The sequence below is a fragment of the Streptomyces sp. NPDC002566 genome, assembly GCF_042889585.1.
In the GTDB taxonomy this organism is placed as follows: domain Bacteria; phylum Actinomycetota; class Actinomycetes; order Streptomycetales; family Streptomycetaceae; genus Streptomyces.
The window spans coordinates 460,387-482,333 of the sequence record NZ_JBIARD010000003.1; the positions used below are offsets into that span (position 1 = coordinate 460,387).

General features: G+C 71.5%; 23 protein-coding genes. 18 read left to right on the plus strand and 5 right to left on the minus strand.

What is annotated here, in order from left to right; translation table 11 throughout:
• Window positions 1–57 precede the first annotated feature (57 nt).
• Window positions 58–1,488 (plus strand): NAD(P)/FAD-dependent oxidoreductase, encoded by a 1,431-nt coding sequence (locus ACFYXA_RS14860; protein ID WP_352253530.1) that lies wholly within the window; start codon window positions 58–60, stop codon window positions 1,486–1,488.
• A gap of 80 nt (window positions 1,489–1,568) precedes the next feature.
• On the opposite strand, the gene ACFYXA_RS14865 is transcribed toward ACFYXA_RS14860, so the two are convergent.
• Window positions 1,569–3,143, minus strand: coding sequence for a regulator (locus ACFYXA_RS14865; protein WP_389032517.1), 1,575 nt, complete (start codon window positions 3,141–3,143; stop codon window positions 1,569–1,571).
• A gap of 234 nt (window positions 3,144–3,377) precedes the next feature.
• Between ACFYXA_RS14865 and lipB the strand changes: the two genes are divergently transcribed.
• From lipB to ACFYXA_RS14885, 4 genes are all read left to right on the plus strand, one after another.
• Entirely contained in the window at window positions 3,378–4,187 is an 810-nt protein-coding gene (gene lipB, locus ACFYXA_RS14870; RefSeq protein WP_351093345.1) for a lipoyl(octanoyl) transferase LipB, read from the plus strand.
• 131 nt (window positions 4,188–4,318) lie between these two features.
• The gene (lipA, locus tag ACFYXA_RS14875) at window positions 4,319–5,308 is read left to right on the plus strand and encodes a lipoyl synthase (protein ID WP_352249891.1); all 990 of its coding nucleotides are present in this window, start codon (window positions 4,319–4,321) and stop codon (window positions 5,306–5,308) included.
• A gap of 280 nt (window positions 5,309–5,588) precedes the next feature.
• Complete coding sequence (locus tag ACFYXA_RS14880) at window positions 5,589–5,789, plus strand: hypothetical protein (protein WP_130437121.1); 201 nt, start codon at window positions 5,589–5,591, stop codon at window positions 5,787–5,789.
• A gap of 69 nt (window positions 5,790–5,858) precedes the next feature.
• The gene (locus ACFYXA_RS14885) at window positions 5,859–6,560 is read left to right on the plus strand and encodes a DUF4191 domain-containing protein (protein WP_352249893.1); all 702 of its coding nucleotides are present in this window, start codon (window positions 5,859–5,861) and stop codon (window positions 6,558–6,560) included.
• Between the two features lie 91 nt (window positions 6,561–6,651).
• Here the strand turns inward: ACFYXA_RS14885 and ACFYXA_RS14890 are convergent, their stop codons facing one another.
• Window positions 6,652–7,119 carry an RDD family protein gene (locus ACFYXA_RS14890; RefSeq protein WP_130437119.1) on the minus strand — a complete coding sequence of 156 codons (468 nt, stop codon included), beginning with the start codon at window positions 7,117–7,119 and terminating at the stop codon, window positions 6,652–6,654.
• Window positions 7,120–7,340: 221 nt separating this feature from the next.
• On the opposite strand from ACFYXA_RS14890, the gene glnA reads away from it, so the two are divergent.
• The 5 genes from glnA to ACFYXA_RS14915 all read left to right on the plus strand — a co-directional run bounded on the left by glnA (window position 7,341) and on the right by ACFYXA_RS14915 (window position 11,241).
• Complete coding sequence (glnA, locus tag ACFYXA_RS14895) at window positions 7,341–8,750, plus strand: type I glutamate--ammonia ligase (RefSeq protein WP_130437118.1); 1,410 nt, start codon at window positions 7,341–7,343, stop codon at window positions 8,748–8,750.
• Window positions 8,751–8,899: 149 nt separating this feature from the next.
• On the plus strand, window positions 8,900–9,157 hold the full coding sequence (locus ACFYXA_RS14900; RefSeq protein ID WP_352249896.1) for a hypothetical protein: 258 nt from the start codon (window positions 8,900–8,902) through the stop codon (window positions 9,155–9,157).
• Between the two features lie 121 nt (window positions 9,158–9,278).
• The gene (gene htpX / locus ACFYXA_RS14905) at window positions 9,279–10,205 is read left to right on the plus strand and encodes a zinc metalloprotease HtpX (protein ID WP_352250011.1); all 927 of its coding nucleotides are present in this window, start codon (window positions 9,279–9,281) and stop codon (window positions 10,203–10,205) included.
• 2 nt (window positions 10,206–10,207) lie between these two features.
• Entirely contained in the window at window positions 10,208–10,795 is a 588-nt protein-coding gene (locus tag ACFYXA_RS14910) for a hypothetical protein (RefSeq protein ID WP_389032523.1), read from the plus strand.
• 56 nt (window positions 10,796–10,851) lie between these two features.
• Entirely contained in the window at window positions 10,852–11,241 is a 390-nt protein-coding gene (locus tag ACFYXA_RS14915; RefSeq protein ID WP_389033405.1) for a hypothetical protein, read from the plus strand.
• 75 nt (window positions 11,242–11,316) lie between these two features.
• Here ACFYXA_RS14915 and ACFYXA_RS14920 read toward each other — a convergent pair whose 3' ends face one another.
• Window positions 11,317–11,592, minus strand: coding sequence for a hypothetical protein (locus tag ACFYXA_RS14920; protein WP_352249902.1), 276 nt, complete (start codon window positions 11,590–11,592; stop codon window positions 11,317–11,319).
• 186 nt (window positions 11,593–11,778) lie between these two features.
• On the opposite strand from ACFYXA_RS14920, the gene ACFYXA_RS14925 reads away from it, so the two are divergent.
• A complete protein-coding gene (locus ACFYXA_RS14925; RefSeq protein WP_352249904.1) occupies window positions 11,779–13,458 on the plus strand; it encodes an alpha/beta fold hydrolase in 1,680 nt (559 codons plus the stop codon).
• A gap of 49 nt (window positions 13,459–13,507) precedes the next feature.
• Here ACFYXA_RS14925 and ACFYXA_RS14930 read toward each other — a convergent pair whose 3' ends face one another.
• A complete protein-coding gene (locus ACFYXA_RS14930; RefSeq protein WP_352249906.1) occupies window positions 13,508–13,777 on the minus strand; it encodes a hypothetical protein in 270 nt (89 codons plus the stop codon).
• Between the two features lie 157 nt (window positions 13,778–13,934).
• On the opposite strand from ACFYXA_RS14930, the gene ACFYXA_RS14935 reads away from it, so the two are divergent.
• From ACFYXA_RS14935 to ACFYXA_RS14960, 6 genes are all read left to right on the plus strand, one after another.
• Window positions 13,935–14,294, plus strand: a complete 360-nt coding sequence (locus ACFYXA_RS14935; protein WP_352249908.1) for an arsenate reductase family protein — start codon at window positions 13,935–13,937, stop codon at window positions 14,292–14,294.
• 123 nt (window positions 14,295–14,417) lie between these two features.
• Window positions 14,418–15,107: a hypothetical protein gene (locus tag ACFYXA_RS14940; protein WP_352249910.1), complete on the plus strand. Its 690-nt coding sequence runs from the start codon at window positions 14,418–14,420 to the stop codon at window positions 15,105–15,107.
• Window positions 15,108–15,501: 394 nt separating this feature from the next.
• Window positions 15,502–16,530 (plus strand): glutamine synthetase, encoded by a 1,029-nt coding sequence (gene glnII / locus ACFYXA_RS14945; protein ID WP_352249912.1) that lies wholly within the window; start codon window positions 15,502–15,504, stop codon window positions 16,528–16,530.
• A gap of 400 nt (window positions 16,531–16,930) precedes the next feature.
• A complete protein-coding gene (locus ACFYXA_RS14950) occupies window positions 16,931–17,551 on the plus strand; it encodes a winged helix-turn-helix domain-containing protein (protein WP_389032530.1) in 621 nt (206 codons plus the stop codon).
• Between the two features lie 97 nt (window positions 17,552–17,648).
• Complete coding sequence (locus tag ACFYXA_RS14955) at window positions 17,649–18,653, plus strand: NAD-dependent epimerase/dehydratase family protein (RefSeq protein ID WP_389032533.1); 1,005 nt, start codon at window positions 17,649–17,651, stop codon at window positions 18,651–18,653.
• 195 nt (window positions 18,654–18,848) lie between these two features.
• A complete protein-coding gene (locus ACFYXA_RS14960) occupies window positions 18,849–20,486 on the plus strand; it encodes a DUF1996 domain-containing protein (RefSeq protein WP_389032536.1) in 1,638 nt (545 codons plus the stop codon).
• Window positions 20,487–20,626: 140 nt separating this feature from the next.
• On the opposite strand, the gene ACFYXA_RS14965 is transcribed toward ACFYXA_RS14960, so the two are convergent.
• A complete protein-coding gene (locus tag ACFYXA_RS14965; RefSeq protein WP_389032538.1) occupies window positions 20,627–21,100 on the minus strand; it encodes a hypothetical protein in 474 nt (157 codons plus the stop codon).
• A gap of 104 nt (window positions 21,101–21,204) precedes the next feature.
• Here ACFYXA_RS14965 and ACFYXA_RS14970 point away from each other — a divergent pair, with 104 nt between their 5' ends.
• Entirely contained in the window at window positions 21,205–21,714 is a 510-nt protein-coding gene (locus tag ACFYXA_RS14970; protein ID WP_389032541.1) for a tetratricopeptide repeat protein, read from the plus strand.
• Window positions 21,715–21,947: the final 233 nt, after the last annotated feature.

Below are 21,947 nucleotides of genomic sequence, written 5' to 3' on the forward strand. Positions count from 1 at the left end.
CCTGTTGGGGGCATCACGTCTCCACCGGCCGCGCAACCTCGAGGCGAGGAGGGGCACGTGCTTGAGCCCGCTTACCAGGCAGACGTCGTCATCGTGGGGGCCGGGGTCGCCGGTCTCTCCGCGGCGCATCGGCTGACCGGCGCAGGAGTGACGACGACGGTCCTGGAGGCCGCCCCTTGTGTGGGCGGCCGCATGGCGACCGAGAAGGTCGACGGTTTCCGGCTCGACCGCATCGGACAGCTGCTGTCCACGGCGTATCCCGAACTGGCGCTCGCCCCGGGGCTGGACGCGCTGGTGCTGCGTCCGTTCGCCCCGGGGGTGCTGCTGCACAGCGACGGGAGCCGCCACCGCGCAGGCGCACAGCCGGGCGTGGGAGGTGCGCGGAGCGCGAGGGGCGCACTTCACGCCGTGCGCGCCCTGGCGAGCGCCCCTCGGCCGGGGGCGCTGCCTCGTCCCGGGGGGCTGTCCAAGCCGCGTGCCGCCGCGCCCGGGGCCGTGGCGGTCCCGCCGCGGGTGCGTGCGGGGGCGCCGCTGGGCACCGCCGTGGACCAGGCGCGGCTCGGCGCCGCGCTGACCCGGCTCGCGGCCACACCCGTGGAGCAGCTGCTGCGCCGCCCCGAGGCGCCGGCCGCGCAGGCCCTGGCGGCCCGCGGGCTGCCCGCCCGTACGATCGACGGCTTCCTGCGTCCGCTGCTCGCCGCGCTGCTGTGCGACCCGGAGCTCACCACCTCCAGCCGGTGCGCCGACCTGGCACTGCACGCGTTCGCCGCCGGGCGGCTGTGCCTGCCCGAGGGCGGCGCGGACGTGCTGCCGGAGCTGCTCGCACGGACGCTGCCGGCGGGGACCGTGCACACGGGGGTGCGGGTCACCTCGGTGTCGACGACCGAGGTGGCCACCGCCGAGCACGGGGTGTTCCGCTGCCGGGCGGTGCTGGTGGCGACCGACGCCCGTACGGCGGCGGAGCTGCTGCCCGGGCTGCGGGTGCCTGACTTCCACCCCGTGACGGTCCTGCACCACACGACCGACGAGCCGCCGGCGACCGGGGCCTCGCTGGTCCTGGACGCCGACCGGGGCGGCCCGGTCGCCCACACGGCGGTGGTCAGCGGGGTCGACCCGAGCCGGGCGCCGGCCGGGCGGACGCTGATCTCCTCGACGGTCCTCGGCCCGCCGCCGCCCGGTGTGGACACCGCGGTCCGTATCCATCTCGCCCGGCTGTACGGCGTCCCGACCGCCCGCTGGGAGACGCTCGCCGTGCACCACACCCCGGAGGCGGTCCCCGCGATGCCGGCTCCGCACGACCTTCGGCGGCCGGTGCGGCTGCTGGCGGGGCTGTACGTGTGCGGCGACCACCGGGACAGCAGCACCGTGCAGGGGGCGTTGCACTCGGCGCATCGGGCGGCGGCGGCGATCCTGGCCGACCTCGGGGCCGCCGGGTCCCTCCACTCGGCCGACCCCGCGCCGACGGCGCCCCGGCAGGCAGCGGCCTGAACGCGGGGGCGGGGCCCTGGGGATCCCGCCCACGCGGGCCGGGGGGCGGGCGAAGCGACCGCCCGCCCCCGCCGCCGTCGTCAGCCCAGTGCCGCCACCCTCTCGCGGTACACCCTGGCCGGGCCCGCGTCCCGGTAGGGCTCCAGGCGTCGCTCGAAGTCCCGTACGTACTCCACCGCCCGCACGGAGCGCATCTCGGCGGCCTGGCCCGCGGCCTCGGCCGCCAGCAGGCACGCCTGTTCCAGCTCCCCCAGGCCCAGTCGCGCCGACGCCAGCACCACCCGGCACAGGAGCCGGCTGCGCGCGTACCCTGCGGGGCGCAGCCGCAGGGACCGTTCGGCGTGCTGCGCCGCCGCCCGGAACTGCTGAAGGTCCCGGTGGCAGTGCCCGAACTCGTCGGCGAGCTGCCCCTCGTCGAAGAACCGCGCCCAGAACGGCACCTCGTCCCCCGGCTTGGCCGTCTCCAGCGCCCGCTCCGCCCGCACCAGGGAGGCGGTGCACGCCCGCACCTCCCCCAGCGTCCCGTGCCCCCGCGCCTCCGCCGCGTGCAGCAGCGCCTGGACGACGGGCGGCGCGCCGCCGCCGACGCCCTGCTGGGCGACGCGCGCGAGCTGCACCGCCTCCCGCCCGTGGCCGAGGTAGACGGCCTGGCGGCTCATGGTGACCAGCACGTACGCCCCGTAGGCCCGGTCCCCCGCGGCCTGCGACAGCCGCAGCGCCTGTACGAAGTACCGCTGGGCGAGCCCGTGCGCGGCGATGTCGAAGGAGGTCCAGCCGGCGAGGCGGGTGAGGTCGGCGGCGGCGGCGAAGAGCCGGCGTCCGGTCTGCTCGCCGTAGGCGCCGCGCAGCATCGGCTCGCACTCGTGCTCCAGGTAGCGCACGAGGGCCTGGCGGGCGTGGCCGCCGCCGTACATGTCGTCGAGGGTGCGGAAGAGTTCGCCGACGGAGCGGAGCGCCGCGATGTCGCCGCCGGTGACCCGCTGGCCGGGGCCGCGCTCGACGGGGCCCCGCTGCCGGGGGACCCCGGAGCCGCCGGGCCCGGCCCTGCCGACGCCGCCCGGCGGGGCGGCGGGCCTGCTCCCGGGACGCGCCTGGGACGGCACCCGGGCCACCGCCGCAGCGCCGCCCGGCGCGGGGAGCGCCCCGGCTCCCGCGGCGGCGGGGGCCGACGCCGGGGCCACGGCCCCCGCCGATGGTTGTTCGCGCGCGACCCTGTCGTCCGCGCGCCCGATCAGCCAGTCCCGGCTGGGCACCACGAGACCCGCCGGCGTGAAGGCGATCTTGCGGAGTTCGGCATGGCTGCCGGAGTCCTTGCGCCAGAGCCCGCCGACGATGTCGACGGCCTCCTCGGGCGTGCCGGCGAACTCCAGCCCCGCGTACACGGGCGCGCAGGCGTCCAGGCCGAGGTCCTGGGCGGTCAGCCGGCGGCCCAGGCGCCGGGTGAAGACCTCGGCGATCAGGGCGGGAGTGGTGCCCCGGGGCTGCTGACCGCGCAGCCACCGGGTGACGGAGGTCTTGTCGTATCTGAGGTCCAGGCCGTGTTCGAGACCGAGCTGGTCGACGCGCCGGGCCAGACCCGCGTTGGAGAAGCCCGCTTCTGCGATGAGCGCGGCGAGTTGGCGGTTGGGAGTGCGCTGCGCGGGTCGTTCCGTCATCTGCGGTGCGGTCTCCTGCCTTCCGGGCTGCTGAAGTGCCCGGATTGCCCTGTGAGCAGCCCTAATGGCCTCGTGAACGGCGCGAATGTAGCTGAGCGTGAGCATGCGGTCGCACATCTCGACGTTCATTCATCCGATCGTGTGAGGATTGGCCGCACGGCTGACGTGCCGGGGGCGGACGTACAGTGGCGTGGGCGCGGTTCGCGCCAGTCACGTCTAGGGAGGCGCTTCACCGTGAGCGAGCTGCGGTTCGTGCGTATGGGGTTCGGCGCGGACGCCGTCGAGTACCAGGAGGCCTGGGACGAGCAGCGCCGGGTGCACGCGGCCCGGTTCGCCGACGAGGTCCCCGACACCGTCCTGCTGCTGGAGCACCCCCCGGTGTACACGGCGGGCCGGCGCACGGCGGACGACGAGCGGCCGCTGGACGGAACGCCGGTCGTCGACGTGGACCGCGGCGGGAAGATCACCTGGCACGGCCCGGGCCAGCTGGTCGGCTACCCCATCCAGAAGCTCCCGCGCCCGGTGGACGTCGTCGCCCACCTGCGCCGCCTGGAGGACGCGATGATCCGGGTCTGCGCGGAGTTCGGCGTGGAGACCAGCCGGGTGGAGGGCCGGGCCGGGGTCTGGGTCCTCGGCGACCCGGTGGAGCAGCGCCCCGCGCTGGGCGGGCTCTCCCTCGACTTCGACCCCCGGCTGACCGACGACGAGTTCGACCCCCGCCTCAACGGCCCCGAGTACGCCCCCTCCAACGCCGGCCAGCGGCGCGAGGACCGCAAGATCTGCGCCATGGGCATCCGGGTCGCCAAGGGCGTCACCATGCACGGCTTCGCTCTGAACGTGAACCCGGACACATCCAACTTCGACAAGATCATCCCCTGCGGCATCCGCGACGCGGGCGTCACCTCCCTCTCCCACGAGCTGGGCCGCGAGGTGACCATCGAGGAGGTCCTGCCGGTCGTGGAGCGCCATCTGACGGACGTACTGGGGAACGCGGACCTGAAGCCGCGGGTCATCGAGGAGCCCCTGAGCCCGTCCGGCGTCTGAGGACGAGGCCGTCAGGCCGAAGCGGGGGCCTGGGGGCGGCCGCCCCCAGCGGGGCCGACACCCGCACCGGGTTTCGAATCAACGGGCGTACGCTTAAAGCCGCCGAAGAATCAATCGCTAGGGAGCCGGTCGTGTCCGCAGTCGCACCCGACGGACGCAAGATGCTGCGCCTGGAGGTCCGCAACAGCCAGACCCCCATCGAGCGCAAGCCCGAGTGGATCAAGACCCGGGCGAAAATGGGTCCCGAGTACACCGCCATGCAGAAGCTCGTGAAGAGCGAGGGCCTGCACACGGTCTGCCAGGAAGCCGGCTGTCCCAACATCTACGAGTGCTGGGAGGACCGCGAGGCGACGTTCCTCATCGGCGGCGACCAGTGCACCCGGCGCTGCGACTTCTGCCAGATCGACACCGGCAAGCCCGAGGCCCTCGACCGGGACGAGCCGCGCCGCGTGGGCGAGTCCGTGGTCACCATGGACCTGAACTACGCCACCATCACCGGCGTCGCCCGCGACGACCTGGAGGACGGCGGGGCCTGGCTGTACGCGGAGACCGTGCGCCAGATCCACCAGCAGACCGCGGGGCGCGAGGGCGGCCACACCAAGGTCGAGCTGCTCGCCCCCGACTTCAACGCCGTCCCGGAGCTGCTGCGCGAGGTCTTCGACTCCCGGCCCGAGGTCTTCGCGCACAACGTCGAGACCGTGCCCCGCATCTTCAAGCGGATCCGCCCCGGCTTCCGCTACGAGCGCTCCCTCGGCGTGCTGACCGCCGCCCGCGACTACGGGCTCGTCACCAAGTCGAACCTGATCCTCGGGATGGGCGAGACCCGCGAGGAGGTCAGCGAGGCGCTGCGCCAGCTGCACGAGGCGGGCTGCGAGCTCATCACCATCACCCAGTACCTGCGGCCCTCGGTGCGCCACCACCCGGTGGAGCGCTGGGTGAAGCCGCAGGAGTTCGTCGAGCTGAAGGAGGAGGCCGAGGAGATCGGCTTCTCCGGTGTGATGTCGGGCCCGCTGGTGCGCTCGTCGTACCGCGCCGGCCGGCTCTACGGGATGGCGATGGAGTCGCGCGAGTCCTCCGCTTCGCGGCTCGGCGACGAGGTCGCGGCAGCCCAGGCCGTCTGACGCCGGGTCAATCACCGTTCCCCGGATGGCCGCCGGGCAAGCGTGTGAATTCGGGCACAAGCGGCTACTGGCCGGTAGCGGCCGAAACGACGCGGTCCTGACCGTCCTCGCAGATGAGGGCATACGTCAGGGCCGCGTCGGCGTTTATGCCCAGCGCACCGGGGCTTCATGGACGTTTGACCGGTCGGTCACGCCCTGGTAACACCAAACAGTGACGCTGGTACCACTTCACGTCGATCACGTCGTTTCGTGCCCAAGCCGCACCGAGGGGGACCTCCACATGCAGGCCGCGCCCGTCCGCGCCACCGCGATCCCTTCCTTCACCGACGCCCTGCGCGCCGTCGAGTCCCTGCTCATGAGCGGCGGCCAGCGCACCGCCCGGCGCAACGCCTGGACCTCCGTGCTGGAGGACCGCCGCCGCGCCAAGGACCGTTTCGAGGCGCAGCGCGTCCTCGAGGAGTTCACCTCCGTCACCTCCTGACCGGCCCGGCCTTCCAGCAGCCGGACACTGCCGTCGTCGGCGCCGCCGGGGCCACGTAGACTGCGTGGCATGGCGAGGAAGGACACGGCGGCGGACGCCGCTAACCCCGGGCGACTGAAGCAGATCGCCCTGACCTACAAGATGACTCGCAAGGCCGACAAGAAGATCGGTCTTGTGCTCGCGGCTGTCGGAATCGTCACCTTCGGTGTCTTCCTCGCGATCGGCTTCTTGATCGGCCACCCCATCTATCTCGGCATCCTGGGCCTCCTGCTCGCCTTCCTCGCGACGGCGATCGTGTTCGGCCGCAGGGCCGAGCGGGCCGCCTTCGGCCAGATGGAAGGCCAGCCGGGCGCTGCGGCGGCCGTCCTGGACAACGTCGGCCGAGGATGGACCACCACCCCGGCGGTGGCCATGAACCGCAGCCAGGACGTGGTGCACCGGGCCGTCGGCAAGGCCGGCATCGTCCTGGTCGCCGAGGGCAACCCGAACCGGGTGAAGGGCCTGCTGGCCGCCGAGAAGAAGAAGATGAACCGCGTGGTCGCGGACGTCCCGGTGCACGACCTGATCGTGGGCACGGGCGAGGGACAGGTCGAGCTGAAGAAGCTGCGGACCACCATGCTGAAGCTGCCGCGGGTGCTGACCGGCCCCCAGGTGACGTCCACCAACGACCGGCTGCGCGCCATGGGCGACCTGATGAGCAACATGCCGCTGCCCAAGGGCCCGATGCCCAAGGGCATGCGCATGCCGAGGGGCGGCCCGAAGACCCGCTGACCCCTGTCCGACCCCCGTCGACGACGAAGGAGGGGCGCCCGATCGACCGGGCGCCCCTCCTTCGTCTCTTCTCTTTGAAGTCCTTCTAGATCTAGATCCGCACTTCGACGGTCCTGGCCAGCCGGTCGTGGAGGCCGCGGCCGTCGCGGTCCCAGATCAGGGGCGGAAGGGCGAGGCAGAGCAGCGCGGTGCGCAGCAGGGCGCGCAGCGGGTTGACCGTGCCGGTGTCCAGGGCGACCACCCGCAGGCCGAAGAGCCGCTTGCCGGGGGTGAAGCCGAGGGTGCCGACGGTCAGCACGCCGGTCACGAAGAAGATGAGCAACGCCCAGTTGCTGGTCGCCTGCCCGTAGCCGTCGGTGATCAGGCCGTATGCGATCAGGAGGCACAGCCCCCAGTCGACGGCCAGCGCGCCGAGCCGGCGGCCGGGACGGGCGATCGAGCCGGGTCCCGACTCGGGCAGGCCGAGCTGCTCGCCCCGGTACCCGAAGTCGGCGCCGGCGTCCTCCATGGCCGCGCGGGGCCCGGACAGCCACGATCCGAGTGCTTGCCTGTTGTCCACCCGACCACGGTACTGCGCCCGCGTACGACCCGGGCACGGCGGGGGTGGCGGCGCCCGCCGGCGGGGCTACGGTGGAACCGAGGGCGGTTAACTTCTGCGAAACAAATGGGTCACGCCCGAGAAATCACCCGTCCCTAGGGTCGGGGTCAGCGTGTGCCACCGCACTGGCCGCACGAACGAACTACCACCCCGGCGCGACGGTCGGGAGTAGGAGGAGCTGGATGTTCCAGAACGCCGACGAGGCCAAGAAGTTCATCGCGGACGAGGACGTCAAGTTCGTCGACGTCCGCTTCTGCGACCTGCCGGGCGTCATGCAGCACTTCACGGTGCCCGTCGAGGCGTTCGACCCGGACGAGGAGCTCGCGTTCGACGGCTCGTCGATCCGCGGGTTCCAGGCGATCCACGAGTCCGACATGGCGCTGCGCGCCGACCTGTCGACCGCGCGCGTGGACCCGTTCCGCCGTGACAAGACGCTGAACATCAACTTCTTCATCCACGACCCGATCACGGGCGAGCAGTACTCCCGTGACCCGCGCAACGTGGCGAAGAAGGCCGAGGCCTACCTCGCGTCGACCGGTATCGCGGACACCGCGTACTTCGGCCCCGAGGCCGAGTTCTACGTTTTCGACAGCGTGCGCTTCCAGACCTCCGCGAACGAGTCCTTCTACCACATCGACTCCGAGGCCGGCGCCTGGAACACCGGTGCGCTGGAGGACAACCGCGGTTACAAGGTCCGTTACAAGGGCGGCTACTTCCCGGTCCCGCCGGTCGACCACTTCGCCGACCTGCGCGCCGAGATCTCCCTGGAGCTGGAGAAGAACGGCCTGAAGGTCGAGCGCCAGCACCACGAGGTGGGCACGGCCGGCCAGGCCGAGATCAACTACAAGTTCAACACGCTGCTCGCCGCGGCCGACGACCTCCAGCTCTTCAAGTACATCGTGAAGAACGTCGCCTGGCGCAACGGCAAGACCGCGACCTTCATGCCGAAGCCGATCTTCGGCGACAACGGCTCGGGCATGCACGTGCACCAGTCGCTGTGGGCCGGCGGCTCCCCGCTGTTCTACGACGAGGCCGGCTACGCGGGCCTGTCGGACATGGCCCGCTACTACATCGGCGGCATCCTCAAGCACGCCCCGTCGCTGCTGGCCTTCACCAACCCGACGGTGAACTCCTACCACCGCCTGGTCCCGGGCTTCGAGGCGCCGGTCAACCTGGTGTACTCGCAGCGCAACCGCTCCGCGGCCATGCGTATCCCGATCACGGGTTCCAACCCGAAGGCCAAGCGCGTCGAGTTCCGCGCGCCCGACTCCTCCGGCAACCCGTACCTGGCGTTCTCCGCGCTGCTGCTCGCGGGCCTGGACGGCATCAAGAACAAGATCGAGCCGGCCGAGCCGATCGACAAGGACCTCTACGAGCTGGCCCCCGAGGAGCACGCGGGCGTCGCGCAGGTCCCGACCTCGCTGCCGGCCGTCCTGGACCGCCTCGAGGCGGACCACGAGTTCCTGCTCGCCGGTGACGTCTTCACGTCCGACCTGATCGAGACGTGGATCGACTACAAGCGCACCAACGAGATCGCGCCGCTCCAGCTGCGTCCGCACCCGCACGAGTTCGAGCTGTACTTCGACGTGTGACCGGACCGCGCGTGCGTGACGCGTGAGGCTCCCGGCGCCCCCGCTCCTGTTCCTCAGGGCGGGGGCGCCGTCGTTTCGTTGGCAGGGGCCCGGCGGGTCGTCGTATGGTTCGTGCACAGCTGTTCGACAGAGGCGACGGGGAGACGGGGATGTCCGAACAGGACGACGTGGAGAGGGAGTTCGACCTCAGATGGGCGGACGCGGCGGAGCACAAGGAGCCCTCCGCGCGGGCCCGGATGCTGGCCGCCCGCTGGAAGGAGAACCCGCCCGAGCCGCAGCCGTTCCGGGCCGACCCGACCCCGGCCGCACCGCGCAGATCGTCCTGGGTGTCGACGACGATCGTGCTGGGCTGCGTGGCCGCGGTGATCTTCCTGCTGGGGTACGCGCAGTACCGGTCGCCGTACTAGAGAGGCCCTCGCGGGCGTTTCGCCCGTGACCCTTTGCGGCACCTAGGTGCGGGCGCGACCCGGTCATGGGGTGTGTGGGGGCACACTGGGCTTGGGACGAGTGCCTGAGCGCGGGGTGGTGATGCAGATGCGGAGCCGTTTCCAGGGCGACCGGGGCCTGACCGTGCGGATGACGGTCACGATGTTCCTGCTCGGCCTGCTGTACGTGGCCTTCGTCGCCGCGTTGATCGTCCTGCTGAAGTCCTGGCTGCTGGTCGTCGTGCTGATCGCGGCGATGTTCGTCGCGCAGTTCTGGTTCTCCGACCGGATCGCGATGTTCGCCATGCGCGGGCGGGTCGTGGAACGCGAGGAGTATCCCGAGCTGCACGCGGTCGTCGACCGGCTGTGCGCGATGGCCGGCATGCCGAAGCCGGTCGTCGCCGTGTCCGAGATGGACATGCCGAACGCGTTCGCGACCGGGCGCGACCCCGACCACGCCGTGGTCTGCGTGACCACGGGGCTGCTGCGCAGGCTGGAGCCCGCGGAGCTGGAGGGCGTGCTCGCGCACGAGCTGTCGCACGTGGCGCACAAGGACGTCGCCGTGATCACCGTCGCGTCCTTCCTCGGTGTGATCGCGGGCCTGATCGTGCGGTTCGCCTTCTACTCGCAGGTCTTCGGCACAGGACGCAGGGACCAGAACACCGCGATGGTCTTCGCCGCGGTGATGGGCGTCTCGGCGGCCGTGTACGCGGTCAGCTTCCTGCTGATCAGGGCGCTGTCGCGGTACCGGGAGCTGGCCGCGGACCGGGCGGCGGCGCTGCTCACCGGCCGGCCCTCGGCACTGGCGGCCGCGCTCACCAAGGTCTCGGGCGACATCGCCCGGATCCCCACGAAGGACCTGCGCACGGCCCAGGCCTTCAACGCCTTCTACTTCACCCCGGCGTCCGGCAGGGAGCCCGGTCTCGAGCGGTACTTCTCCACCCACCCGAGCCTTGAGCAGCGGCTCGACCAGCTGGGCCGGATCTCGGCCGAGCTGGGCGGGGCGGCGGCTCCCGGGAAGGCGGGCTGAGCATGGGGCTGCTCGACATCCTCCTCGGCCGTACGAAGCCGGTCGCGCCCGATCTCGACCAGTTGTTCGCGCTGCCGTCGGCGGCGGTGACGCTGGAGGCGGCGACCGGGTTCACCCCGACCGGGCAGGGCGCGGTGTGCTTCGCGACGGTCGAGGGCGCCGCGTTCGAGCAGACGCACCGCGAGGTGCAGGCCCTCCTCGACGCGGACGCCGACCGCACGGGCCCGCCGGTGGAACTCGCCCGGGACGACTACGGCTACTCCTGGCTGGTCTCACGCCGGGCGCCCGACGAGCTGTCGCTGCTCGTCAACGACCTGCACGCGGTGAACAGCTCGATGGAGGCCAACGGCTTCGGCCCTCAACTCCTGTGCTCCCTGGCCGGCTTCCGCGACGAGACGGGGCGGACACTGGGGCTGGTGTACCTCTACAAGAGGGGTACGTTCTATCCGCTGTGCATCCGCTCCGACCCCGGGAAACGCGACAACGCGCTGGAGATCCAGACAGCCGCCCTGCTCAGGGCCGATCTGCGGATCGAGCCCGACAAGTCGCGCTGGTTCCCCATCTGGGGCGCACCCGGACTGGCCGACTGAGCAGTGACCCGAGTGAGCAGTGACCCGACCGAGCTGTGACCCGAGGGATCAAACCGATATCATACCCGCGACCGCTCACCCCCGAGGAGTCACTCGCCGACGCGAAGAAGCGGCTGAGCCTCCCGCGTATCGTCGCGATCTGCGGCTCCACCCGTTTCATGGCCGAGATGGCCGAGGCCGATCTGCGGGAGACCGAAGCCGGGAAGATCGTCGTCAAGCCGGGGTGCGACCTGAAGTCGCCGCACGAACTGTGGTCCGATCCCGTCGAGGCCGAGGCGCTGAAGGTTCGACTCGACGACCTGCACCGGGCGAAGATCCGGCTCGCTGACGATGTGCTCGTGGTCGGCGACTACATCGGGGACAGCACCCGGGCCGAGATCGGCTACGCCCGGTCCCTGGGCCAGCCCGTGCGGTTCACGCACCCCGAGGTCGACCCCGGCGCCTGACCCCACCAGGCACCCCCTTGCGGAGCGCTCCCGGCCTGTGACGGCCGGGGGCGCCCACTCCCGGGCGGGTGCGCCTCAGTTGGCGCGCTCGCGGTCCTGCCGGCGGGACTCGACGGGACGCTCCCTGCGGTAGCGCCGCTCCCACTTGGCCTGCTGGTCGCGGCGGTCACGGTAGGCCTTGTAGGAGGTGGGCCCGGCACTCGGGGTGGGGCCGGGAGCGGCCTGGGAGGTCGCGTCGCGTCCGTGGCGCACGTACAGGAAGAGGACGGCGACGGCGGCGAGCCAGTACAGGTGGTTGCCGAATCCCAGGACCACCAGGACGACGGTGCCGGAGAGGACGACGGTACCCATGGTGTGCCTCCTTCCTGGTCGGGGATCGGGTGGCTGTGCGTGGTCGTAGGGCGTGATGGATGGGGTGCGGGTGGTGTGATGCGGTGGGGGGTGCTCTCAGCGTAAGGAGTCCGTCACTCGCCGTGCATCTCCTTTTCGGCGCGGAACGGCGCTCCGAGGGGCCGGGCGGCGTGAGTCAATGGGCGGATGAGCGAGCAGCCCCTCTCCCTGACGCCCTTTCTGCACGAGCACGGCGGTGAACGTCTCAGCGGCGTCCAGGCCGGCGGCGGCCCGGGCGCCGCCGGCACCGTCGTCCTTCTGCACGGCGCCGGCGACAGCAGCGCGGCCCGACTCCTGCCGCTGGTGGGCGAGTTCGCGGCGCACGGCTGCCGCTCGCTCGCCTTCGACTTCTCCGGGCACGGTGAAAGCAGCGGTGAGCTGCGGGAGTCGAGCCTGCGGCGGCGGTTCGAGCAGGCCGTGTCGGTGATCGACGCGTTCGTCCCGGCGGACGGGGCGCTGGTGCTGGCCGGGTTCAGCATGAGCGGGCACACCGTGGCCGATCTGGTCGCGCACTACGGCGGTCGGGTGGCCGCGGTGGGGTTGTGTGCGCCGGCGGTGTACGCGGGTGAGGCGTGGGAGGAGCCGTTCGGTGAGGGGGACGGGCGGTTCAGCGCGGTCATCCGCACGGCGGACAGCTGGCGGGACTCACCCGCGCTCTCGGCGCTGCGTGACTTCGAGGGCCGCGCGGTGCTCGCCGTGCCGGGCACGGACGCGGTGATCCCGGCGGCGGTGACGGAGGCCGTGCAGGATGCCCTGGCGACGCGCGCGCAGTACACCCGCTTCGAACTCCCGGAAGCGGAGCACCGGTTGGGTCTGTGGTTCCGGGATCATCCGTCCGACGCGAAGGAGTTCGCGTCGGCGCTGCTGACCGGTCTGAGTGATCGCGGCTGGACCGCGACCCGCTCCTGGCTGGCGGAACAGGTGCCGCGGGGCCGGACCGTGCGCGACTCCCAACCTTTGAAGGGCGGTTGGAGCGCGCAGATGCGCCGGCTGACGCTCGACGACGGCACGGGGCTGGTGCTGAGGACGTTCGTGAAGCCGTTCTTCCGCCGTCACGCGCCGGGGCTGCTGGAGCGCGAGGCGTCGGTGCTGAGGCTGCTCGCCGGGGAGGAGGGGATCCCGTCGGCACGGCTGGTCGCCGTCGACGCGACGGCCGAACACTGCGACCACCCGAGCCTGTTGGCGTCCCTGCTGCCCGGCCGGGTGCGGGTGGACGAAGAGGACCTGGAGCGGCGGCTCGACCTGCTGGCGGGCGGGCTCGCCCGGATCCACGCGGTCGTGCCGGATCCGCTGCCGCGCGCCTACCAGGCCTGGACGTCACCGGAGCGGGTGCGGGCGCCGGAGGGGGCGCCGTGGGAGCGGGCGGTGGACGTGATCCGCCGCGAACCGCCGTCGTACGAAGGGTGCTTCCTGCACCGGGACTTCCATCCGGGCAACGTGCTGTTCGACGACGCCGGCGACGGGCCGCGGATCAGCGGGATCGTCGACTGGGTGGAGACCTCGTGGGGGCCGGCCGATCTGGACGTCGCCCACTGCTCGACGGCGCTGGCGCTGCTGCACGGTCCCGAGCACGGGCTCGGCTTCCGTGAGCGTTACGAGGCGCACGGCGGCCGCCGCCTGGCCGACGGACCCGACCACCTGTACTGGCTCCTGCTCGACGCCTTGGGCTACGCACCCGACGCGGCCAAACTGGCGGGTCCGTGGAGGGACCTGGGCCGAACGGACCTGACCCCTGAGCGGCTGGGCGCCCGTCTGGAGGAGTACGTGACGCAGGCATCGGCCAAGTACGGCACCGTCGTGACGCCGGAGGTCCCGGTGGCACGGTAGGTCGGGTGGGCCGGGCGCGGGCCGATGGGGCGGGCGCCCGGCCGGGGGGTCAGCGGGAGTAGCGCATCAGGGCTCGCACCATGTGGCACGTCGTGTCCGACGGCGGGTGGATGCCGAGGAGTCGGGCCGTGCTGCGGATCCTCTCGTTGCGGGCCTGGCCGGGAAGGTAGACGCCGGAGTCGAGGAGGGCGATGGCGAGGCGCATCGCCTTCAGGCGGCGGTTGTGGGTGATGTACCAGTCGCGCGGCCGGCCGGGCGGCAGCGCCCTCTTCTGGACGGGGACGTGGGGCAGGTCGAGTGCGGCAGCGGGCACGGGCATCCTCCTGTCGCGGTCAGGGCGCCCGCCGGCGACTCCGGCGGGACCCTCGAACACTGCTTCTATTCTACTGCCGACCACTGACAAAAGCCCCTGGCCACAGGGGCTTTCGGGGCCTCCCGAGCGTTCCGGCCGCACCCCCTGCGGATACCGTGAACCCATGGAGATCTGGATCAACCCCGCCTGTTCCAAGTGCCGCAGCGCGCTGAGCCTGCTCGACGCCGAGGGAGCCGAGTACACCGTCCGCCGCTACCTGGAGGACGTGCCGAGCGAGGACGAGATCAGGGGCGTGCTCGACCGGCTGAACCTGGAGCCGTGGGACATCACCCGCACCGGGGAGGCCGAAGCCGTGGAGCTCGGGCTCAAGGAGTGGGAACGGGACGCCGGTTCGCGCGAGCGGTGGATCAGTGCGCTCGCCCGGCACCCCAAGCTCATCCAGCGCCCCATCATCACGGCGGACGACGGCACGGCGGTCGTGGCCCGCACGGACGAGGCCGTTCGGGACGCTCTGTCCCGGTAACAGCGGCTCCCCGGGGGGCAGTTGTGACGCGCGCCACTCGACCGGCTTCCGTGACCACTGAGTAACCTCGTTCGGGATCTCGTACATAGCGGCGTACGCTCCCCTACCTCTCAGGAGGCGCGCATGTCGCGCAGGAGAACTCTCAGCACGAAGAAGAAGCTCGCTCTGTTCGTGAGCGCCGCGAGCGTGGCGGGAGGCGGGGCCTTCGTCATGGCGACCACCTCGAACGCCGCGCAGAGCCCGCAGACGGCCGCCGAGTCGACCGTCTGTCAGGGTCTCGCCACCGCTCTCGGCAACAACCAGCGGTTCATCGCGGACCAGCAGGCGAAGCCCGACGCGCAGTCGGCGGCCAGGATCGCCAACCGCGAGGCGGTCATCGCGCAGATCAAGGTGCAGCAGGAGGCGTCCGGTTGCGTCGTCGGGGAGTCGGCTCAGGGCTCCCAGACCACGCAGCCGGCGCAGTCGGCCCAGCCCGCGCAGCCCTCGCAGCCCGCCCAGTCCGCGGCACCCCCCGCGCAGAGCGCCCCTGCCGGGAACGGCGGCGGTGCCGGTGGCGCCGCCTCCGGTCAGCAGGTCTGCAACGGCTCGACGGTCACCCTCTCCGGCGAGGGCGGCGCCCCGGCCGCGTCCAGCAACCAGTTCCCGGCGGGGACGAAGCTGAAGGTCACCAACCTCGACAACAACAAGTCCACGACCGTCGAGGTGACGTCGGTGTCCGGCAGCTGTGTGCTGCTGAACAACGCGGCCTTCGAACAGGTCCGTGAGCCCGGCAAGTTCCTGATCCGCCGGGCTGTGATCGAGAAGGTGGGGTGAGGCGGCGACGAGAGGTGACTCGCTGAGGCGCCGGCCCCTACCGGAGGGCGCGGCGAGCGGGGGCACGTGAGGGGACGCGTCCGACCGGACGTCCGTCTCCCCGCGAGCAAGCTCGCCCGCCCGGGCCGTCACCTCGTATGTGTCGCAGTGGGTCCCGTTCTGTTCGCGGCCACGAACAGGCGGGACCGCTCGCATACGAGCCGCCGCACGCGCGCGGGCGGTCTCACGCCCTGGGGCGGGTCACGGCACCACCAGGTAACACGGGGTTCACACTCGGGCAACGGCCGGGAAATCGCCTGTTGACAAGCTCGCGCACATCGAACCGCGGCGCCCCAGTGCCGCAGCGCCGCAGCACCCGCATCGCGCCCTGACACACCCCCGAAGGATGTGGCCCGTGAGCTTCAAGGCTGAGTACATCTGGATCGACGGCACCGAGCCGACCGCCAAGCTTCGCTCGAAGACGAAGATCCTCGCGGACGACGCCAAGGGTGCCGAGCTGCCGATCTGGGGCTTCGACGGGTCCTCCACCAACCAGGCCGAGGGCCACGCCTCGGACTGCGTGCTCAAGCCGGTCTTCGTCTGTCCGGACCCGATCCGCGGCGGCGACGACGTCCTGGTGCTGTGCGAGGTCCTCGACATCGACCTCGCCCCGCACGCCACCAACACCCGCGCCGCGCTGGCCGAGGTCGCCGCGAGGTTCGCCGACCAGGAGCCGATCTTCGGCATCGAGCAGGAGTACACCTTCTTCAAGGACGGCTACCCGCTCGGCTTCCCCAAGGGCGGCTTCCCGGCCCCCCAGGGCGGCTACTACTGCGGTGTCGGCGCGGACGAGATCTTCGGCCGTGACGTCGTCGAGGCGCACCTGGAGAACTGCCTGAAGGCGGGCCTGGGCATCTCCGGCATCAACGCCGAGGTCATGCCCGGTCAGTGGGAGTTCCAGGTCGGCCCGCTGTCCCCGCTGGTGGTCTCCGACCAGCTGTGGGTGGCCCGCTGGCTGCTCTACCGCACCGCCGAGGACTTCGGCGTCTCGGCGACCCTCGACCCCAAGCCGGTCAAGGGCGACTGGAACGGCGCCGGCGCGCACACCAACTTCTCGACCAAGGCGATGCGCGAGGGCTACGAGGCGATCATCACGGCGTGTGAGTCGCTCGGCGAGGGTTCCAAGCCGCTCGACCACGTCAAGAACTACGGCGCCGGCATCGACGACCGCCTGACCGGCCTGCACGAGACCGCCCCGTGGAACGAGTACTCCTACGGCGTCTCCAACCGCGGCGCCTCGGTGCGCATCCCGTGGCAGGTGGAGAAGGACGGCAAGGGCTACATCGAGGACCGCCGCCCCAACGCCAACGTCGACCCGTACACGGTGACCCGTCTGCTGGTGGACACCTGCTGCTCCGCCCTGGAGAAGGCCGGCCAGGTCTGATCCCGCTCGCGCTCCCGGAAGGGGCGTCCACCGTCGTCGGCGGTGGACGCCCCTTCCGCGTCCCCGCCGACGGCGACTTCACGCCACACGGACGCGGGCGAGGCGTCCAAGCTGTGAGAGGAGTCTGCTGTGACGGGCGTGTGTCTGCTTCAATGGGCACATGACCGGCTTCCAGAAGTTCTGCGCCTCGGGTCGCTACGACCTCGAGCCCTTCTGGCCTTCCCGTCAGCATCACGACTTCGACCGGGTGTGTTGCCGCGTGAGGAACGCGCAGGCCCTTTAAAGCCGTTCACCCCGGCCTTCGGCCAGCGCGCACGACGTACGTCCCTCGACAGGCCCGACCACGAATCGCGGCCGTCGTCCTCCCGACGAACTCCTCGCGCGAAAGAGCTGACCTCTCATGGCGACCACTCGTTCTCTCTCCGCCGCTCCCCTCTCCGCCCCGGCCGTCTCCGGCGCCGCGACCGCCCCCGTGCCCGCCCGTCACCGGCTGCGGGCCGTGGACCGGGACGAGGTGGTGGACGTCGCGGACTTCCTCCCGCCGGGCGCCACCTGGCTGCCCGCCCCGCAGCACACCCTGCCCGCCCTGCCCGGACGGCCCGAGATGGTCGGCTACCTGGTGCTCGTCCCGGCCGACCAGCAGCCGCCGTTCCTGCCGGTGGCGGTGCCCGACCGGCCGGAGGACACCGCCGCCCCGGTGACCGCCGCAGTGGAGGCGGACACGGACGACCGGCCTGTGCGGGTCGACCCCGTGCAGCGCACCGCCTTCGTCGACGGGCGGGAACTCGACCTGACCTACCTGGAGTTCGAGCTGCTCGCCCACCTCGTGGCGCACCCGAACCGGGTGCACACCCGCGACCAGCTCGTCACCACGGTGTGGGGCTACGGCCACGTGGGCGACGGCCGCACGGTCGACGTCCACGTCGCCCGGCTGCGCCGCAAGCTGGGCGCGGAGCACCGCCACTCGATCCAGACGGTGCGCCGGGTCGGCTACAAGTACACGCCGCCGACCGGGCGTTGACCGGACGCCGGCCCCGGACGCCCCGCTCCCGTCGACCTGTTCTGCCGTCGGCAGACCGGGGTTCCCTCCCGTGCCCGGGCCGGGCACAGTCACCGGCATGAAACTACTGGTACTGGGTGGTACGGAGTTCGTGGGACGGGCCGTCGTGGAGGCGGCCCTCGGGCGCGGCTGGGACGTGACGGTCTTCAACCGGGGGCGGCACACGCCCGCCCCCGGGACACGGTCGCTGGTCGGCGACCGCACGGCGTCCGGGGGCCTGGCCGCCCTCGCGGAGGGCGAGTGGGACGCCGTCGTCGACACCTGGTCGGGGGCGCCCCGCGCGGTGCACGAGGCGGCGCGGCTGCTGCGGGGCCGCGCCCGCCGGTACGTGTACGTGTCGAGCTGCTCGGTGTACGCGTACGCCCCGCCCGCCGGGTACGCCGAGGACGCGGCCGTGGTCGAGGGCGCCGAGCCCGACGCGGAGAAGACCGACTACGCCCGGGACAAGCGGGGCGGCGAGCTGGCGGCGATCGCCGCGTTCGGGGCCGAGGCCTCGGTGCTGGTCCGGGCCGGCGTGATCATCGGCCCGTACGAGAACGTCGGCCGGCTGCCCTGGTGGCTGACCCGGATCGCCCGCGGCGGCCCGGTCCTGGCGCCGGGGCCCCGCGAGCTGCCCCTGCAGTACATCGACGTCCGCGACCTCGCCGAGTGGACCGTCGGGGCGGTGGAGCGGGAACTGAGCGGCCCCTACAACCTGATGAGCCCCCAAAGGCACGCGACCATGGGCGAGTTGCTCGAATCCTGCGTGCAGGTCACCGGCGGGGCCGCCGAACTGCGGTGGGCCGAGCCGCAGGTGATCCTGGACGCGGGCATCGAGCCGTGGACGCAACTGCCGATGTGGGTGCCGCCGGACAGCGAGATGCACGACAGCGTGTACGCCGCGGACGTCTCACGGGCGGTGGCGACGGGGCTGGACTGCCGGCCCGTCGGGGAGACGGTGGCCGACACCTGGCGATGGCTGGGCGCGATCGGCGGCACCGCTCCCCAGCGTCCCGACCGGACGAGCAAGGGACTGGACCCGGAGGTGGAGGCGAAGGTGCTCGCCCGCCTGGAGGAGGCGTGATCCACACAACTCCCTTGAGACACAGGCGTGTTGGCTATGTCGCCTGTGGGGGCGTTGGGGTCGAATTGTTCCACGGACCTCTCATCAATTTCTGAGACCGCTGAACACCTGCGGGGCGGCATGCGTATGGATGGACGCCGCTTCACTCCTGTCGGGCGCCTCAATGCTGCCCCGCAAGGAAGTCAGAGGAGTTCCATGGGACGCAACACACGTAAACGCCGTTCATCGATGGCCGGCAAGGCCATAGCAGCATCGGCGGCCCTAGCGCTCGGTGGGGGCGGGCTTGTCTGGGCGAATTTCTACGCTTCCGCGCACGAGAAGAACTCGTCGCAGAACAACCAGGTCAAGGCCGCGGCCGGGCAGGTGGCGACCATCTCCTGCCCCGACGTGGGGCAGAAGCTGACGAACGTGCCCAGGGGCGCACGCTCTGGTGTCGACCAGGAGTTGGCGCTGCTGGACAAGCAGATCACCGAGGCCTACGCCCGGCTCGCCTCCACCCGTCAGGCCCAGGCAGGTGACCCCGGATTCGTGAACAACGCGATCCTCGGCCCCCTGAAGGAAAAGCGGGCCGCCACGATCGACCGCATCCGGATCAACATCCAGCGGGCCGGCGGGCAGGCCGCGAACCTGAACCAGCTGTCGGGCTGCACGCCGCAGGTCGTGCAGACCAACGCCGGCGGCCAGCAGAACGGTGGCCAGCAGAACAATGGCGGCCAGCAGCAGAACGGCGGCCAGAACAACAACGGTGGCCAGCAGCAGAACGGCGGCCAGCAGAACAACGGCGGCCAGCAGCAGAACGGCGGCCAGAACAACAACGGCGGCCAGCAGCAGAACGGCGGCCAGCAGAACAACGGCGGCCAGAACAACGGCGGTCAGCAGGGCAACGGCGGTCAGGCCGGCAACGGCCCGGTCGCGGCGGACTTCGTGGACATCACCAAGGCCGGGAACAACGCCCAGCTCGGTGTCGGCCAGAACGGACTCGCCGCCAACGGCAACGGCGGTTCGAAGGGCTCCTTCACCACCAAGTGCGGCACCAACGGCAACGACAACCACAACACGGACAACGTGATCGTGGCCCCCGGTGTCACCAACGGCGCGCACCACCTGCACGACTACGTCGGCAACCAGAACAACGACGCCTTCGCGAGCGACCAGGAGCTGGCGGGCGCCGGCACCAGCTGCCAGAACCAGGGCGACAAGTCCTCGTACTTCTGGCCGGTGCTCCGCGTCCAGGACGGTTCGCAGGACTTCGACCAGAACAAGGACGGCGGCGGCAAGGAAGGCAACGTCGGCAAGATCCTTCAGCCCGCCCAGGCGCAGCTGAAGTTCGTCGGCAACAAGAAGGGCAACGTCGTCGCGATGCCGACGGCCCTGCGCATCATCACCGGTGACGCGAAGGCCTTCGTCAACGGCAACGCCAACGCCAACGTGAACTGGAGCTGCACCGGCTTCGAGAACAAGGTGCAGCTGAAGGACAAGTACCCGATCTGCCCGCAGGGCAGCCAGGTCGTGCGCACGTCCAACTTCCAGAGCTGCTGGGACGGCAAGAACATCGACAGCGCCAACCACCGTACGCACGTGGCCTTCGTGCAGGGTGACGGCAGCTGCGCGAACGGCTTCAAGGCGATCCCCCAGCTGCAGGTCCGACTGGTCTACAACGTTCCGGCTCCCAAGATCCAGAACGGCCAGGTCGTGAACGCGTACGCGGTGGACTCCTTCCCGGAGAACCTGCACAAGCCGATCACCGACCACAACGACTTCATCAACTTCTTCTCGAAGAACCTGATGAACAAGATGGTCAACTGCATCAACAGCGGCCAGAAGTGCCAGTGACGGCCTAGGACCGCGCCCCCGGCGGTCCGGTCGTGAAACGCCGAAGGCCGGCGGTGAGATTCCCTCACCGCCGGCCTTCGTGCTGTGTCCGTCTTCCGAGCGCTCAGTGTGCTTGCTGAGCGGCGACTTCGGCAGCCGGTTCAGTGACCGGAGTGCGTCGCCCCGGCGGAGGGTTCGGCCGAGCCCTCGTGGCCTTCGTGCGACCCCGTGTGCGCCGAGTGGTCCGTGCCCTCCTCGATGTCGCCGCCGAGCTTCTTGCGCAGCGCCGTCACGGTGCTGGTCTCGCCCACGGCGACCCACTTGCGGCCGACCAGGTAGTGACCGCCGTAGTCCTTCGCCCCGTTGATCCACTCGCGCTGTCCGCGGTCGGTGGCGAAGGTGACGAGGATGAACTTGCCCTCGGGATTCTTGCAGATGGCCTGGCGCAGTTCGTCCGCGTCGGTCTGCATGTTCGGCTTGCACTTCACCTCGGCGGCCAGTTGCTCCAGGCTGCCCGTGGCGGCCTCGGGGACGGCCGGAGCGTCACCGCCGGAACCGCCGGAGCCGCCGCAGCCGGTCAGCACGAGCGCCGCCGCGGCGGCTGCCGCCGCGAGCATCGGTCGGGTCACCTTCATCTGTCCGTCCTCCCTGGAAGAGCCTCGTCCTGGATACGGCTCCCGCGCACGGTCCGCTCAAAATACCGGTGCCCCGGCGGCCCCACCCGTGCCAAGGTGGGCCGGTGAACCACGACGACCGAGCATGGGACGACCGGGTGGCCGCCGCCTGGGCCTCCTTCGACACCTACGGCGAACAGGATGCGGCCGACTTCCGGGCCGTGATCGACGCGCTGGCCGCGGAACTGCCGGCGGACAGCCCGCTGGGCCTGTTCGAGCGGGCCTGCGCCTGGGACTCGACAGGGCACTCCGACCGCGCGGTCCCGCTGTACCGGGAGGCGCTCGCGGGCGGCCTCGACGGGTACCGGGGGCGGCGCGCGAAGATCCAGCTGTCCAGCTCCCTGCGGAACGTGGGGCGGCCGGAGGAAGGCGTCAAGCTCCTCACCCCGGAACTGGACGCCCCTTCCGACGAGTTGGACGACGCAGTCCGCGCGACACTCGCGCTGTGCCTGTCGAGCCTCGACCGCGACCGCGAGGGCCTCGCCCTGGTCCTGGAGGCCCTGGCAGCCCATCTCCCCCGCTACCAGCGGTCGATGGCGAACTACGCCCGAGCCCTGACCGAACCGGAGAACTGACCCTGCGGGGCCATCCACCCGCCCGACCACTCACCCGTGCCCGCGCCCGCGCACCCCGCCGCTCAACTCACCCGCACAAGCCGCCCGAACGGCAGGGCCGCTCACCCGGCCCGACGGCTCGCTCGGCGCTACAGCTCGCCCGACCGCACAGTCCACCCGGCGGAACGGGCCGTCCGGGGCGGAACAACACGAACACCGCGGCAGCCCACCCGCGTCCGCGTCCGCCCGGCGCA

Coding starts and splice junctions, on each gene's coding strand:
- ACFYXA_RS14865 (WP_389032517.1), bottom strand. CDS start 3,143: ATGACGGAACGACCCGCGCAGCGCACTCCCAACCGCCAACTCGCCGCG.
- ACFYXA_RS14880 (WP_130437121.1), top strand. CDS start 5,589: ATGCAGGCCGCGCCCGTCCGCGCCACCGCGATCCCTTCCTTCACCGAC.
- ACFYXA_RS14885 (WP_352249893.1), top strand. CDS start 5,859: ATGGCGAGGAAGGACACGGCGGCGGACGCCGCTAACCCCGGGCGACTG.
- glnA (WP_130437118.1), top strand. CDS start 7,341: ATGTTCCAGAACGCCGACGAGGCCAAGAAGTTCATCGCGGACGAGGAC.
- ACFYXA_RS14900 (WP_352249896.1), top strand. CDS start 8,900: ATGTCCGAACAGGACGACGTGGAGAGGGAGTTCGACCTCAGATGGGCG.
- htpX (WP_352250011.1), top strand. CDS start 9,279: ATGCAGATGCGGAGCCGTTTCCAGGGCGACCGGGGCCTGACCGTGCGG.
- ACFYXA_RS14910 (WP_389032523.1), top strand. CDS start 10,208: ATGGGGCTGCTCGACATCCTCCTCGGCCGTACGAAGCCGGTCGCGCCC.
- ACFYXA_RS14920 (WP_352249902.1), bottom strand. CDS start 11,592: ATGGGTACCGTCGTCCTCTCCGGCACCGTCGTCCTGGTGGTCCTGGGA.
- ACFYXA_RS14925 (WP_352249904.1), top strand. CDS start 11,779: ATGAGCGAGCAGCCCCTCTCCCTGACGCCCTTTCTGCACGAGCACGGC.
- ACFYXA_RS14930 (WP_352249906.1), bottom strand. CDS start 13,777: ATGCCCGTGCCCGCTGCCGCACTCGACCTGCCCCACGTCCCCGTCCAG.
- ACFYXA_RS14935 (WP_352249908.1), top strand. CDS start 13,935: ATGGAGATCTGGATCAACCCCGCCTGTTCCAAGTGCCGCAGCGCGCTG.
- ACFYXA_RS14940 (WP_352249910.1), top strand. CDS start 14,418: ATGTCGCGCAGGAGAACTCTCAGCACGAAGAAGAAGCTCGCTCTGTTC.
- ACFYXA_RS14950 (WP_389032530.1), top strand. CDS start 16,931: ATGGCGACCACTCGTTCTCTCTCCGCCGCTCCCCTCTCCGCCCCGGCC.
- ACFYXA_RS14955 (WP_389032533.1), top strand. CDS start 17,649: ATGAAACTACTGGTACTGGGTGGTACGGAGTTCGTGGGACGGGCCGTC.
- ACFYXA_RS14960 (WP_389032536.1), top strand. CDS start 18,849: ATGGGACGCAACACACGTAAACGCCGTTCATCGATGGCCGGCAAGGCC.
- ACFYXA_RS14965 (WP_389032538.1), bottom strand. CDS start 21,100: ATGAAGGTGACCCGACCGATGCTCGCGGCGGCAGCCGCCGCGGCGGCG.